Consider the following 14,754-nt stretch of genomic DNA (forward strand, 5'->3'; position numbering starts at 1 on the left):
TGTAAACCTTAATTTTATTAGTATGAGGCTCACATTTCACTTCCACTGGCTGATTGAAAAAGCACTAACCAAAAAAACGCGTACTGTTATAAATTATGAAACGAATACTAATGATAAGTATTATCATTTGCAACAACTTCACAAAGTCTTCACATTTGTGACCCGTTAATCGTAAATTGTGTGCTATGCCCTCCTGGTAAAATGAGAGAAAAAATGAGCAAAAACGCCGTCACATTGCAGTACTGTTCCCAGTGCAACTGGATGCTACGCGCCACCTGGATGGCGCAGGAGCTGCTGCAAACGTTTAGTACCGATCTCGATTCTGTACGCCTGGTGCCGGGCACCGGCGGGATTTTTGTTATCGATATTGATGGTCACGTTATCTGGGATCGTAAGCAGGACGGCGGTTTTCCCGATGCGGCAGAGCTAAAACGCCGGGTGCGGGACTCTTGTTTTCCAGAGAAAGCGCTGGGACATGTGGAGAAGAAAGACGACTAACAACCCTATGCTAGCGGAGAAAGTGGAGTTTATAGGTAATCTCTACGGCTAAGCGTATCGGCAACGTTAACCCCCGTGGTTAACGTATGCCAGCAATTTGATAAGAATGGTATTATTGATGTCAGCCTACAACCCGGAGACCCTGTATGAACAACGAAATCCCACTGAAGTATTATGACATCGCCGATGAGTACGCGACCGAATGCGCAGAGCCGGTGAAAGACGCTGAACGCGATCCCCTGGCACACTATTTTCAACTGCTGATCACCCGCTTAATGAATAACGAGGAGATCAGCGAAGAAGCGCAGAGAGAAATGGCCAGCGAAGCGGGTATTAACGAGCAACGTATTGACGAGATAGCCACGTTCCTCAATCAATGGGGTAATGAGTAATTCGCGGGCGCGTTCGTTAGCTTGAGGGTTCGCATTCTGAAATGACTAAACCACGCTCACTTATTCCCCGGAAAAGGCCGCGTCAGGCGCGGGCAACGGCGACGCTGGACGCCATTTTCGAGGCGGCTATTCAGCTTTTAGTCATTGAGGGACCCCAGCGCCTGACCACAACGCGCGTGGCAGAACGGGCTGGCGTTTCGGTGGGCACCATGTATCAGTACTTTCCGCATAAGGAATCGCTGCTATACGTACTTAATGAGCGCTATCTGGAAGCCCTTGCCGAAAAAGTCGAGGCGGCGTGCCTGACCTTCTACGGCCTGCCCGTATCACCGATGGTGGAGGGGCTGATTGAAGCCTACTGGCGCGCCAAAACGGAACGACCTGAAGTCACGCGGGCGTTATATCTTTCTATTGCTGAACTGGATAACGGCCCATTAGTGGAAGCCTTTCGACGCCGCGTTAATGTTGCTGTATCCGCGATGCTGCGAAGCGCATCAGACATGAATCTGCTGAATATCGAAAGCGTGAGTCTGATACTGATCACCGTGATTTTTGGGACCGTGCGCAATACGTTCGAAATGAACCTGCCTGAGACCACCGTGGCGGTACTGCAAAGGCAACTGATCCAGATGTGCCAGTCGTATTTGATGTCGCTAAAGGGCGTATCCTGCATGAGCACATAACGGTGATAAACGTCCTGTGTCCGGGTATCCGTGAAAAGCCCACATTCCCTCCCCCCTCAATTAACCAAGACAGGCAATATACTTTTCACCTGACCGACGCACGATGTCATCCGCATTTTCCGTTATATTCTGCCCTTCAAACGCGCCGTAGAGTTTTGAAAATTTCACGGCGCTCAGACGGCGCGTAATATCCTTAATGGTTGCGGCTGGCAGCGGCAGCATATTGGGATAACTCCACATGAAAGAGACGGCATCCGCGCCGGGAGTCACCTGGAGGATATCGCCTGCCAGCAGTATCCCGCCGTCCTGCGCCCGGTGCAGCACGCTGCCGCCGGCAAAATGTCCGCCGAGACGTATTATGCTGACGCCAGTCGCCAGCGTCAGGGTGTCGCCTTCCCAGAGTGTGATCCAGGGACTGTCACGCATGATCCACTCGCTATCGCTGGCATGAAGATAAATCGGCGCATGAAACTCGGCAGCCCAATCCTGCATGGTGGTATAGTAATGCGGATGGGAGATAGCAATAGCCTTTAGTCCGCCCAGTGCAGAAATTAACGTTTTTGTGGCATCGTCGAGATTAGCAATACAGTCCCAGAGAATATTTCCCTCCGGGGTTCTCAGAATAAAAGCGCGCTGATTAATGGCAAAATTGGGTACGGTTTTGAGGCTGAGGAGATAAGGCTCGTGCTTTTGCCATTTATTAGAGTGTGAAGCGCTTAAACGGTCTACACCGATCCATGCCTGTCCTGTCACCGGTACAAACTGACGCTCATCTTCACAAATTTTGCACTGTGCTGGTGAGGCATCGGTGGCTTCGAAAGAGGTGCCGCAGGCTTTACATAGCATAATCATTTACTTGCTCTCTCTGGTCAGGTAGTGCGTCTCAAAAATTGTGCTAAGTCAGCGGGTTCTTCAGACGAATAAGACAGATCGGCCTCGTTAAAACCGCCTCAACCTCCGTCAACAGGACCACAAATATCCTTAGCCTTTTGGATTTATCGTTACCGAACCATAGACCATAAACACGTGAGTTGATCCTGACGATCCTTTATATGCACCCTGACCGCCGCTAAAGCGACAGGTCCCTGCAGTGAATTCCCAGGTCTTAAAACAGGAATAACAATAACAGCCACTACCAAATATGATAATGATAATCATTATTTTATTGCAAATAAAAATCATTACCAATAAATTATTTTGCGCAAATTTTAAAGGGTAAGTGGCTACTATGATGATAAAAAATGCGTATCGATTATCGCTTCTGGGTACCGTGATGGCAGGTAATCTTGTCGTACCGTTGGCAAATGCTAACGACGTAGATACGACGGTAAATCAGGAAACAGTAAAAACGCACGTGGATCAAAAGAGTGAAAAACTGGCGACCAACGTGCAGGAAGAAAACAGTAGTGAAACAATGGTAGTAACGGCCAAAGAGCAGACGTTACAGGCGCCTGGCGTCTCGATCATTGACAGCGAAGCTATCAAAAAAAATCCAGTTCAGCGTGACGTTTCTGAAATTATCCGCACCATGCCAGGTGTGAATCTCACCGGGAATTCCAACAGCGGCCAGCGCGGTAATAATCGCCAGATTGATATCCGGGGTATGGGTCCGGAGAACACCTTGATCCTGATCGATGGTATGCCTGTATCCAGTCGTAACTCGGTGCGCTATGGCTGGAGCGATGAACGAGATACACGAGGTGATACCAACTGGGTACCGCCAGAAATGATTGACCGCATCGAGGTCATTCGCGGCCCGGCGGCGGCGATGTACGGCAGCGGCGCTATGGGTGGTGTCGTCAATATTATTACCAAACCTGCGACGGATGAGTGGCACGGCAACCTCAACACCTATTACAACGTTCCCCAGCATAAATCCGAAGGCAGCACCAAACGCTACAACGGCAGTTTAAGCGGTGCGCTGGCTGATAATTTGACCCTGCGGCTCTACGGCAACTGGAATAAAACGCAGGCAGATGCTCAGGACATCAATGAAAGCCATACCACACCGCGTATTGGCACCTATGCGGGGACTTATCCTTCGGGCCGTGAAGGCTTTATTAATAAAGACATTAATTCAGCCCTGCGCTGGGAATTTATGCCGATGCAGGCGCTGGAACTGGGCGCAGGCTACAGCCGTCAGGGAAACCTGTATGCTGGCGATACGCAAAATACCAACAGTAATGCGCTGGTGAAAAAATATTATGGTAAAGAAACCAACGTGCTTTACCGCCAGACGCTCAATCTGAAATATACCGGCGCATGGGACAGCGGCGTCACCACCAATAACTACATTCAGTTTGAAAAAACACGAAATTCTCGTCTTAATGAAGGTCTCTCCGGCGGAATAGCGGGAATTTTTAGCCCTGGCAATGAAGGGTTTTCGACCATTTCACTCTACGACACCAACCTGCATTCAGAAGTCAATATTCCGGTTGATCTGTGGGTTAATCAGACCCTGACGTTTGGCGGGGAATTTAATCACCAGGCAATGAAAGATCCGGCTTCCAATACTGAATCCACCAGCGGAGGCGGCTCGGTTAATGGAATTGGTGATACCGGACGAAGCCAATACAGCTCAGCGGATATTTACGGCATTTTTGCGGAAGATAATATTGAATTAACGGACAGCACCCGTCTGACGCCCGCGATCCGTTTTAATCACCAGGATGTGAGCGGCAGTAACTGGAGCCCGTCACTGAACCTGTCTCAGGAGCTGAACAGTGACTTTACGCTGAAACTGGGCATCGCCCGCGCATGGAAAGCGCCGAATCTCTACCAGACCAACCCTAACTATCTGTTATTCAGTAAAGGCCAGGGCTGCTACGGCGGCGGTGCCTGTTATTTACAGGGTAATAGCGATCTGAAAGCAGAAACCAGCGTTAATAAAGAAATCGGCATTGAATATAATCACGATGACGTGCAGGCCGGTTTGACCTGGTATCGCAATGACTACCATGACAAAATTGAAGCAGGATATACGCCGGAATATAACAACGGCTCGGCAAATATTTTTAAATGGGAAAATGTCCCCAATGCTGTTGTGCAGGGGCTGGAAGGCACGCTCAACTTCCCGATTACTGATACCCTGAAAATGAATAACAACCTGACGTATATTATTGAGAACAAAAACAAAAGGAACAATGATTACCTGTCGGTCATTCCTCAATATACGATCAACTCGACGCTAAACTGGCAGGCAAACAATGAATTGTCGGTTCAGGGAACGCTGACATGGTATGGCCGACAGAAGCCAAAAAAATATAATTATCAGGGCATTCGCACGTCCGGTAGTGAAACCCGCCAGGTATCGCCGTATGCGCTGGTAGGGGCAAGCGCTACCTGGGCGGTAACGAAATATATGGACGTTACGGCGGGAATCGACAACCTGTTCGATAAGCGCCATTTCCGCGAAGGCAATGCCCAGAGTACCGGTAATGCAACAACGGGCGCCTATCTGTGGGGGGCCGGAGCGAATACTTACAACGAGCCGGGCCGCACCTATTATATGCAGTTAGGCCTCCACTTCTGACGATTAAGGCGGCGCAGGGGCTTCCCCTTCACGCCGCCTCCTTTGATACCCGCCGGATTAATCACAGGATGCCGATCCGCCTACCTTCCCGGTACTCATATCCAGTAACGCGCTCTTAAAAGAGGCGTCAAACATTGGTCCGTGCGACAGGCCAGGATAATCCCAGTAGTCCGCCGGGATCCCGTCACGCTGGAGGCTGGCAACGACGTCGTGGATACGAGGAAGGATGTCAGGCGCCTGAGTCTGTACGTTTTTCCCTGGGGACGCGGCACCTTCCATGAAAAACAGATGTTTATGGCAATAACGCGTTTTATCGACTGCCGTTAACCAGTTTAACAAAGCGAGATAACCTTGTCCCAGCGACGGGCTGGCACTGTAGTAATGCCTGAAGAACGATGAGGACAGCCATGAGTCGAGAACGAACAGGCCGCCGTAAGAATGGCCCCACAGGCCGCGCTGCTGAGGATTAATATTAATCCCCTGCTCGACTGTCGGGGCAATGTGCTGCTCCAGCAACTGACGGAAATCGTTGCTTCCCCCCATCTCACGTCGGTTGCGGCCATTCTCCCCCTGCGTACCCTTCTTCCCTTCCCGGGCAGGGGTATAATCCCAGGCTCTGCTGTTTGACTCAAAAGGCAAGTTGGTCTGGTAGCCAATAGCAATGATGACAGGAGGCGTTTTTTCTGCCAGTTGCTTCAGCAACGTTTCCGACAGGCGTCCCATCACCGCATTACCATCAAGCATATAAAGAACGGGATAGCCTGATGCCGCTGGCTTTTTATTCGGAATAGCCGTCCAGACCTTGTAATGTCTTTTGCCGTCGGCGGAATCGAACTGTTCAACCCTGAAATGATAAAGCGCCGAACCCCGATCGGCGATATTCGGCCCCAGAGGCTTCATATCCGGTTTAGCATACCCTTTCGCGCCGTACAGAAGAACGATACAAGAGATCGCCGAAAACAGCACCCTGCGCAGGTTACCGTTTTGACACTTGCGGCTATACATCAATGTGCCTTCCTTTTTAACAGGTGAATTTATACAGCGGCCTGAACAGGACGATGCGGTACAAACTGTACAACGCGCAGACCTGCTCTATGCTGTAATCACGCTCCTGATAGAGCGTTGTTTTTGGAAACTGATTTCTTATCAAATTAACCTTTGCCAATGTTAATCAGCGCCACCGATTACAGCAATGCATAATGCAGGCCGCAAGGCTGCCGATAAATACCATAGTGATTACTTTAACCGGTGTACCTGATGCCATTGAATTTACTGAAACATTTTTTCTCTTTTACTCGCCCGCGCCCGGCGGCTTCGTTTAACGCGCTTGGGCAGGCAATGGCTGTCATCGAGTTTAGTCCTGCCGGGATTATTCAGAAGGCAAGTCCGCTTTTTCTGACAACAATGGGATACCGGGCTGATGACATCATTGGCCAGCATCACAGCATGTTCTGCCCACCCTCGCTGGTCAACTCACCAGAATATCGCCACTTCTGGCAGCGTCTTGCCGCCGGTGAAAGCTTCAGTGATAAATTTCTGCGGCTGGCCAGCGGAAACCGCCCCGTATGGCTTGAGGCCAGTTATATTCCCGTCACCGATCGGCGCGGCAACGTATTTAAAATTATCAAAATTGCGGCCGATATCTCCGATCGCATGATGTCAGCTCTTGAGCAGGAATCGCTCATCAATGCCATTAGCCGCTCTATGGCCGTCATTTCATTTGATCCTGCCGGTCACGTGCTGGAGGTGAATGAAAATTTCCTGAATGCCACCGGTTATAAAAGAGAGGACGTACTCGGACGACATCACCGAATGTTCTGCTCCGCAACGCTTTACAAAAGTGAGGAGTATCGACAGTTCTGGCAGAGGCTTAATCAGGGGGAATTTTTCTCCGGTCAGTTTGCCCGCCTCAATCGTCGTGGCGAACCGCTCTGGCTCCGGGCGACCTACAATCCGGTCTTTGATAGCGATGGAAAACTGTACAAAATTACCAAGTTCGCTTCCGATGTCACGGAGCAGGTTCTGCGTAATAAACGGGAGCAGGACGCGGCCGTCCACGCCTGGGATATGGCAGTGCAAACCCGTGGAAGCGCGCAGGCCGGGGCCGATGTTATCGAGAACAGCATACGGATGATTAACAGAATTGCGCAGGGGATGAACGACGTCTCCGCCGATGTGTCCCGCCTTAACAGTCAGTCTGACAGCATTGACGGTATGGTCGAAACCATCCGCAGTTTCGCCATGCAGACAAGACTTATCGCGCTTAACGCCGCCATTGAGGCTGCAAAAGCAGGCGCATCCGGGAGAAGTTTTGCGGTTGTCGCCGGCGAGGTAAGAAATCTGGCGGCGAGCGTCAGTAGCGCCACCGAAGAGATCGAACGGGTTGTCGCAGCCAACAACCAGCTTGCCAAAGAAGTGCTTAAGGGCATTGAAAACAGCCTTGAAAACACCGGTCAGGGAGTGGCACTTATGCGCGAAGCGGGTGATGTGATCGCCAGCATTCAGAAGAACTCAGAGGGCGTGGAGAGTGCCGTTATGGATGTTGCCCGCTCGGTAAAAGCGGCATAACCGATGGCGTGATGATGTCTTACGGGCGGGTATAGTTCGCAGGCGTTGAGGTTGTGCAGCCCCTCAATCATGCTAAACAAACCCATTTGTTCATCTGCCGAAAGCTGAATACAGGCGATTATTCAGATCGCCTGTCACTATAAGCGTTTTCTTTATAGCCCGACCGTCTGGCGGCATTATTGCCCGGTGAGCTCTCTGCGAATAATGTCCGCCCCTGCGCTCAGGGCATTCAGTTTGCCATTAGCGACCCGACGAGATAACGGAGCCATACCGCAGTTAGTCGCCGGATAAAGCTTATCGGCATCCACAAACTGAAGCGCTTTGCGTAACGTATCGGCGACGTCCTCTGGCGTTTCTATAGTATTGGTTGCCACATCAATGGCCCCCACCATCACTTTTTTACCGCGAATCAGTTCCAGCAGATCCATCGGTACATGTGAGTTATGACATTCCAGAGAGATAATATCGATAGTAGACGTTTGCAGTTTAGGAAACGCTTCCTCATATTGTCGCCACTCGGATCCCAGCGTCTTTTTCCAGTCGGTATTGGCTTTAATGCCATAGCCATAACAGATATGTACAGCCGTTTCACATTTAAGACCTTCGACCGCTTTCTCTAAAGCCGCGATCCCCCAGTCATTAACTTCATCAAAAAAGACGTTAAAGGCAGGCTCATCAAACTGGATAATATCAACGCCAGCCGCTTCTAATTCCCTGGCTTCCTGATTGAGAATTTTCGCGAATTCCCAGGCTAATTTCTCGCGGCTTTTATAATGCGCATCATACAGCGTGTCGATCATCGTCATCGGCCCTGGCAGCGCCCATTTAATAGGCTGCGTGGTCAGCTGACGTAAAAAACGGGCATCCTCAACAAACACAGGCTTCTGGCGTGCCACCGCGCCCACGACGGTTGGTACACTTGCATCGTAGCGATTGCGGATTTTGACGACTTCACGTTTTTCAAAATCAACGCCGCTAAGATGCTCGATAAACGTGGTGACAAAGTGCTGACGCGTTTGTTCGCCATCGCTGACGATATCAATACCTGCCCGGAGCTGATCGTCGAGGGCCAGACGCAGAGCATCCTGTTTTCCTTCTGACAATTCTTCATTCTGTAACTTCCAGGGAGACCAGAGCGTCTCAGGTTGCGCCAGCCAGGAAGGTTTAGGTAAGCTGCCAGCAGTCGACGTGGGTAGTAATTTTTTCATATCAGATAACCTTTTATTCCGGTAATTCAACGCGTGTAATGAGCAGACCACTGTTCAAGGATATGCTTGTAACGTTTGATGAAGTGCTCTTCCGTAAATTTCCCCTGCTCAACCGCTAACTGGCTGCGCTCTTCCCGGTCATACACAATTTTTGTTAATGAATGATCCTGATTATTCAGATCCGGTTGATAGTATTGCCCCGCGGCAGAGTTAGCATTGTAAATTTCAGGTCGATAAATTTTCTGGAACGTCTCCATCGTGCTGATGGTGCTTATAAGCTCCAGCTCGGTGTAATCCCTGAGTAAATCACCAGAGAAATAAAATGCTAACGGTGCAACGCTATGTTCAGGCATAAAATAACGAACCTGCAAGCCCATTTTACTGAAATATTCTTCAGTCAGCGAAGAGTTATCTGTCTGGTATTCAATACCGAGTACCGGATGCGTATTCCCGGTCCGATAATAAATATCTTTACTGGAAACACTTAAACATATCACAGGTGATTTTTTAAATTTATCTTTGTATTCCTGTGAGTTAACGAAAGACTTAAATATATTACCATGCAGATTGCCAAAGTTATCTGGCGTGCTAAATCCCGCTCGATTCTTATTATGTTCTAATAAGACCACGCTAAAGTCATAGTCCCGCACATAGGATGAAAAGTTGTTGCCTGCAATCCCTTCAATACGTTCCTGCGTGAGTTTATCAACGACAGTGGTTTTCAGGATCTCAATGGCAGGAAAGCTTTCTCCACTCTCTACAAAATTCATCTCAACGGAAATGATTTCAAGCTCGACCGAATAGCGATCGCTTTTGGGGTTATCCCAATGCGCTAATGTATTGAAGCGATTGTCAATCATCACCAGAGTGTTACGCAAATTCTGCTGACGATCTTTCCCTCTGGCTAAATTCGCGAAGTTGGTGGTAATACGCGTATTTTCTGAAGGGTTATAATTTTCATTGAAAAAACTGCTCTTGATAGTAAATGTAAAATCGTTGCTCATCGTTATGGCGCATCCTGAATTCTGACATGAAAACCATCTTTGCTTCTTACTCCACGGGGATTATTTTTTCAGTCTTCATGTTACTAATAAGTTAATACTGGTATGTTATGCCAGAGCGACAGGTTGAGCGAAAGCGACTAAATTTCATTACAACATGAGTCATATTCATGATCGGAGCCAGTGGGCTGGCACAGGCCCGTTGAACAAGCGCAAACCGGGGGCGGTTTCCGGAGCGCGAGACGGTATCCGGCCTGTAGCCCTATTCCGTCTGCGCTCACGACTGACGTTATTCCAGCGCCAGTAGCGCGAAGCTGGCCAGCCAGTGTCCACCGCTATAGTGGCTGCCCACCACATGTTCCAGGCTCGCCAACAAATGCCGTGAGACAGCGTCGTTCAGCGCCTTTTGCGCAACATGACTCTCAGGCAGCGCTTTCGCAATGTGCTTCATACTCCAGGCGCGGCTAAGATTCAGGCCATCAAGATGCGCGATTTTAGGATCGGTTCTGTCACTCACTTGCGCAGGGTTCATCAGGGCATCAACTGAGGCAATGTCCGGGAGGAAGGAGTTGAACCATTGCGGGAAATTTTTTGCCACTTTGCTCATCAACAGCGCTTCCGTTAAGGCGCCCGAAATATATTCATCACCGCCCGGCTCATAGTGCGCCGGATAATGCGTATCGGCGGCATAGAAGCGGTTTGCCGCATCGATAATCGCGTTCTCCAGCGCCTCATCATTCAGCGCGCGGGAATAATCAAGACCCAGCGCCAGTGCAAATGCCGTGTTGTAATGCGTGCCAACGCGGATCGGGTACGTAAGCTTACTGAGATAATCGATAAGCCTGGCTCGAATATCCTGGGTTAGCGGTTCCAGCGTCCGATGCCACTCTTTGGCCTGCGGCAAAGCGGATTGCCGCAACTCCTGCGACAGCGCCAGCAACCAGCCATAGCCATAAGGACGCTCAAATGAAGCACGGAACGGCGCGGTAAAATAGGCCAGCTCCTGCGCCACCTTCTGTTCAGTAATATGTTCTTCGAACAGCGCAATAATCTCTTCCCGGCACGATAGCGTCGGATAGCGTCGCAGGCAGCGCAGCAGCAGCCAGTAGCCGTGCACCGCCGAATGCCAGTCGAAACAGCCATAGAAAACTGGATGCAGCTCACGAGGCGGCAGCACATCGCCGTCATCATTTAGCAGATGCATAATGTGATTCGGGTATTCCTGACGCAAATAGGCTAAAGGCATCCGGGCAAAGGCGTCAGCCTGGTGTTGTGTTAATGGCATAACCACTCCTCAGAACATTACCGCGCCTCGCTTAGCGAAACACGAGGAAATACATTAAAAACACATTGACTACCAGCAGCGTCAGCGCGGTAGGGATCTGGATCTTAATGACCTGATATTTATCTTTCAGTTCAAGCAATGCCGCGGGAACAATATTAAAATTCGCCGCCATGGGGGTCATCAATGTGCCGCAGTAGCCAGCGTACATTCCTATCGCCAGCAGCGGCGCCGGATCGCCGTGATGGTAATTAACTAAAAACGGCAGCGCGATACCGGCACTCAATACCGGGAAAGCGGCAAAGGCGTTACCCATAATCATGGTGAAAAGCGCCATGCCGATGCAGTAAATCACCACCAGCATAAAGCGGCTATCTGGATTAACAAACAGGCTCACGACCTTTTGCACCGAGTCGCCCGTATTCGCCACCACAAACACCCCGCCAAGCATGGCCAGCATTTGCGGGAGGATCACGGCCCAGCCAATCGTATCCACTAATCGACGAGACTGACGGATGGCATGCAATGGCGTGCCGCCCGTCAGCCACCATCCCGTCAGAATGGCGGCGACACAAGCCACACACAGGGACGCCAGCGTAAGCTGTTTTTGGTCGAGTAAGAAAACGCCGCCGATCGAGACTCCGTTCAAAAACAACGTCCCCAGCACGGTCACCACCGGTATCATCAGGGCGGGTAAAAAGAGCCAGTTTTTCAGGCGATTTGATGACGCCACGCGCTCTGGTTCGGTCGACATTTTGTAATGTCCTTTTCCGACCAGCCCAAAGCCTGCCAGTAACGCAATGGCGATAACGGCACCGCCAATAATCCGGTATGCCAGCGACTTGCCCAGCTCCTGAACCATCAGGTCACCAAACAGAAAAATGCCACCGAACAAAAACCAGAATAACGCCGTAGTGAATCGCTTAGGATTGCCGCGATCGCGCAACGTCATGATCACCAGCAGCATGACAACAAAACCAATCAGGTAGTAAACGCGGTTAATAGAAATCAGCGTACTCATTTGGTGGCCTCCTGCGTACCCTGTTCGGAACGCCATGCCATGACGTCACGACGAATACTGGCATCAAGACGCACCAGGCGCGTCATATGAATGATCAGCGCTGAAATTGCGGTAGGAATAGCCCACAAGCCGATATGCAGCGGCTCAATACCCTGGATACCATTTTCTTTCAGGAAGGCGTCAATCAACAGCACCGCGCCGAATGCAATAAAGATATCTTCGCCGAAGAAGACGGCAATATTGTCGCACGCGGCGGCATGGGCTTTGATCTTGTCGCGGATGTGCTGCGGCAGTTCACCGTATTCATTTAATGCCGCGCCTTCCGCCATTGGAGCCAGCAGCGGACGCACTGTTTGCGCATGCCCGCCAAGCGACATTAATCCCAGCGCTGCCGTTCCTTCACGCGCGACAAAGTAGAGCATCAAAATACGCGCCGACGTCGCGCTGGCGATTTTCGCGATCCAGGCCTGGGCGCGCTCTTTCAGCCCGTAATACTCCAGCAGCCCAATCACCGGGAGAATCAAAATGAACGTTGCCAGCGAACGACTATTGACGAACTTTTCACCAAAGGTCTCAAGCAGCATTCCCAAATCCATGCCGACTAATAACCCTGTGGCAAGCCCTGCCACAACGACCACCAGCAGAGGATTAAAGCGCAGTGCAAAACCAATAACCACAACCGGTATCCCGATAAGCGGCAATAGCGTAGAACTGTCCATAAGTATTTACCCTGTCCGAAATGAACGTGCTTGCGTTAGCAAGCTATATCGTAATGACTAAGACATGTAAATAATTTATAAATAAAATGTGTTTATTTTGTCGATTAATCGTTATTTTTAATACAGGTAATGACAGAAGGATAAGGACAGTTATGACCTCAAAACGTGTTTCTACATCAGACAATAGCGAAGACATGAACGACGGTCGTATCGTTTCCTCGCGCCACCTCGTTTCCGAACGTTGCGCGGAATTATCGGAACTGGAGTACGCGCTGATCATGACCAGTAATGCCTTCAACAAATGGATGGTGCGCTGCATGACCGCAGCGGGCGAGTCAGATATGGGAGCATTTGACGTCTCTCTTCTTCATCATGTGAACCACCGAAATCGCAAGAAAAAGCTGGCGGATATCTGTTTCGTACTGAATGTCGAGGATACCCATGTCGTCAACTATGCGCTGAAAAAGCTGTCAAAAGCGGGTTATGTTATCAGCGAGAAAGTGGGAAAAGAGCTCTATTACTCGACCAGCGAAGAGGGAAAGGCGCTGTGTATGAGATACCGGGAAGTGCGTGAAGCCTGCCTGATTGCCATCCAGCTGGAAAGCGGTATTTCCGGCCCGTCAATCGGCGATACCGCGCAATTGCTGCGCAGCATCTCGTCAATCTATGAAACGGCTGCACGTGCCGCAGCCTCGTTATAGCTTCCTGTGAGTCAACACCTGGGGCCGGAAAGTAGCCCGGCCATATCAGGATGAGGGTAATCGGCCCAACGCTGGCTCGATTTACGCCGGAAGATCAAATATCAGCGATCGGTGCACGGTTGCGCCTGCCCATGCGCCGTCGCCAACGGCCAGCGAAACCGAATGCGGCACGCGTGCCACGTCGCCGCAGGCAAACGCACCGGGGACGGACGTTTCCTTTGTGGCATCGCTGCGGATCTGCGTACCAAACGGCGTCTCTTCCAGTTCGCAGCCTAACGTCTGTGCAATACTCGTGGCTGGCTGGTTCCGGGGAGCGGTGAAGATCCCGGCAAAACGTAACAGGCGGCCGTCAACAAGCTCAATATCCGCATCATTGACCAGACGCGCAATCCGCGTGGATTCAACAGCGATGCCACGCTGATGTAAATCCGCATGGACTTCTGCACTTAGCTCAACAGCGTCGTTGGTAAACAGCGTCACGCTCCCCCATTCCGCCACCATCTGCGCCTGGTGCGCAGCCATATCGCCTGCGGCAATAACGGCGATATGCCCCTGGTTGAGTTCGTAGCCATGACAGTAAGGGCAGTGAAATACCTGTTGCCCCCAGCGCTGCAGTAAGCCGTCAATCTCAGGAAGGCTATCTTTCACCCCGGTAGCAAACAGTATCCGACGGGATGCAAAGCGCTCGCCTGCGAGTGTTTGTACCTGAAACGACTCCTTTTCACCCGTGACCTTTTCTGCGCGTCCCGGCTGCCAGTGCAAAGTGGGGTAACGCATGAGTTGTGCGCGTGCGTTTTCAAAAATCGCCGACGGGTCAACGCCATCCTGCCCGATGAACCCGTGCGAATGGCTGGCAAACCGGTTCCGACGCTCCCCGGCATCAATGATAAGAACCTGACGACGGGCTCGTACCAGTTGAAGCGCAGCCGCCATGCCAGCGTAGCTGCCGCCAATAATGATGACGTCATATTTCATTCTTACCTCCGTAACCACAGGTTTATATGAGCAACAGGCAATGCCACACGGTCAGAGCGATGCCTTTCATGTAACTTACGATATTACGAAAAAGGTTACACCGCAACCCCGGCAGAAATCCAGGCCGGATAGAAGATCGGAAGACAGCATTGATGGTTCGAGAAAACGTGGTCT

14 protein-coding genes are annotated in these 14,754 nt (G+C 50.7%); 6 read left to right on the plus strand and 8 right to left on the minus strand.

The genetic code is table 11. The annotated features are described in order from the left end of the window. Window positions 1–213 precede the first annotated feature (213 nt). From P0H77_RS19755 to P0H77_RS19765, 3 genes are all read left to right on the plus strand, one after another. Window positions 214–498 carry a SelT/SelW/SelH family protein gene (locus P0H77_RS19755; RefSeq protein WP_276158906.1) on the plus strand — a complete coding sequence of 95 codons (285 nt, stop codon included), beginning with the start codon at window positions 214–216 and terminating at the stop codon, window positions 496–498. Window positions 499–644: 146 nt separating this feature from the next. Then, a complete protein-coding gene (locus tag P0H77_RS19760; protein ID WP_176919852.1) occupies window positions 645–890 on the plus strand; it encodes a YmjA family protein in 246 nt (81 codons plus the stop codon). Window positions 891–931: 41 nt separating this feature from the next. After that, window positions 932–1,573 (plus strand): TetR/AcrR family transcriptional regulator, encoded by a 642-nt coding sequence (locus P0H77_RS19765; protein WP_276158907.1) that lies wholly within the window; start codon window positions 932–934, stop codon window positions 1,571–1,573. Window positions 1,574–1,633: 60 nt separating this feature from the next. Here the strand turns inward: P0H77_RS19765 and P0H77_RS19770 are convergent, their stop codons facing one another. Continuing rightward, on the minus strand, window positions 1,634–2,425 hold the full coding sequence (locus P0H77_RS19770; protein WP_276158908.1) for an MBL fold metallo-hydrolase: 792 nt from the start codon (window positions 2,423–2,425) through the stop codon (window positions 1,634–1,636). 379 nt (window positions 2,426–2,804) lie between these two features. Between P0H77_RS19770 and P0H77_RS19775 the strand changes: the two genes are divergently transcribed. Then, a complete protein-coding gene (locus P0H77_RS19775) occupies window positions 2,805–5,105 on the plus strand; it encodes a TonB-dependent siderophore receptor (protein ID WP_276165183.1) in 2,301 nt (766 codons plus the stop codon). Window positions 5,106–5,162: 57 nt separating this feature from the next. Here P0H77_RS19775 and P0H77_RS19780 read toward each other — a convergent pair whose 3' ends face one another. Beyond that, entirely contained in the window at window positions 5,163–6,110 is a 948-nt protein-coding gene (locus P0H77_RS19780; protein WP_276158909.1) for an alpha/beta hydrolase, read from the minus strand. Window positions 6,111–6,362: 252 nt separating this feature from the next. Here P0H77_RS19780 and P0H77_RS19785 point away from each other — a divergent pair, with 252 nt between their 5' ends. Further along, window positions 6,363–7,673 (plus strand): PAS domain-containing methyl-accepting chemotaxis protein, encoded by a 1,311-nt coding sequence (locus tag P0H77_RS19785; protein WP_276158910.1) that lies wholly within the window; start codon window positions 6,363–6,365, stop codon window positions 7,671–7,673. 176 nt (window positions 7,674–7,849) lie between these two features. On the opposite strand, the gene P0H77_RS19790 is transcribed toward P0H77_RS19785, so the two are convergent. From P0H77_RS19790 to P0H77_RS19810, 5 genes are all read right to left on the minus strand, one after another. Next, on the minus strand, window positions 7,850–8,881 hold the full coding sequence (locus tag P0H77_RS19790) for a methionine synthase (RefSeq protein WP_276158911.1): 1,032 nt from the start codon (window positions 8,879–8,881) through the stop codon (window positions 7,850–7,852). Window positions 8,882–8,907: 26 nt separating this feature from the next. Next, window positions 8,908–9,885 carry a DUF1852 domain-containing protein gene (locus tag P0H77_RS19795; RefSeq protein WP_276158912.1) on the minus strand — a complete coding sequence of 326 codons (978 nt, stop codon included), beginning with the start codon at window positions 9,883–9,885 and terminating at the stop codon, window positions 8,908–8,910. 286 nt (window positions 9,886–10,171) lie between these two features. After that, the gene (locus P0H77_RS19800; protein WP_276158913.1) at window positions 10,172–11,167 is read right to left on the minus strand and encodes a DUF2891 domain-containing protein; all 996 of its coding nucleotides are present in this window, start codon (window positions 11,165–11,167) and stop codon (window positions 10,172–10,174) included. 31 nt (window positions 11,168–11,198) lie between these two features. Beyond that, complete coding sequence (locus tag P0H77_RS19805; RefSeq protein ID WP_176919845.1) at window positions 11,199–12,185, minus strand: DUF979 domain-containing protein; 987 nt, start codon at window positions 12,183–12,185, stop codon at window positions 11,199–11,201. Beyond that, the gene (locus P0H77_RS19810; RefSeq protein ID WP_276158914.1) at window positions 12,182–12,904 is read right to left on the minus strand and encodes a DUF969 domain-containing protein; all 723 of its coding nucleotides are present in this window, start codon (window positions 12,902–12,904) and stop codon (window positions 12,182–12,184) included. Before P0H77_RS19810 ends, P0H77_RS19805 begins: the two co-directional genes overlap by 4 nt. A 152-nt stretch (window positions 12,905–13,056) precedes the next feature. On the opposite strand from P0H77_RS19810, the gene P0H77_RS19815 reads away from it, so the two are divergent. After that, entirely contained in the window at window positions 13,057–13,605 is a 549-nt protein-coding gene (locus P0H77_RS19815; protein WP_276158915.1) for a winged helix DNA-binding protein, read from the plus strand. A gap of 81 nt (window positions 13,606–13,686) precedes the next feature. On the opposite strand, the gene P0H77_RS19820 is transcribed toward P0H77_RS19815, so the two are convergent. Next, a complete protein-coding gene (locus P0H77_RS19820; RefSeq protein WP_276158916.1) occupies window positions 13,687–14,580 on the minus strand; it encodes an NAD(P)/FAD-dependent oxidoreductase in 894 nt (297 codons plus the stop codon). Between the last annotated feature and the right edge of the window lie 174 nt (window positions 14,581–14,754).

The organism is Superficieibacter sp. HKU1, assembly GCF_029319185.1.
In the GTDB taxonomy this organism is placed as follows: domain Bacteria; phylum Pseudomonadota; class Gammaproteobacteria; order Enterobacterales; family Enterobacteriaceae; genus Superficieibacter.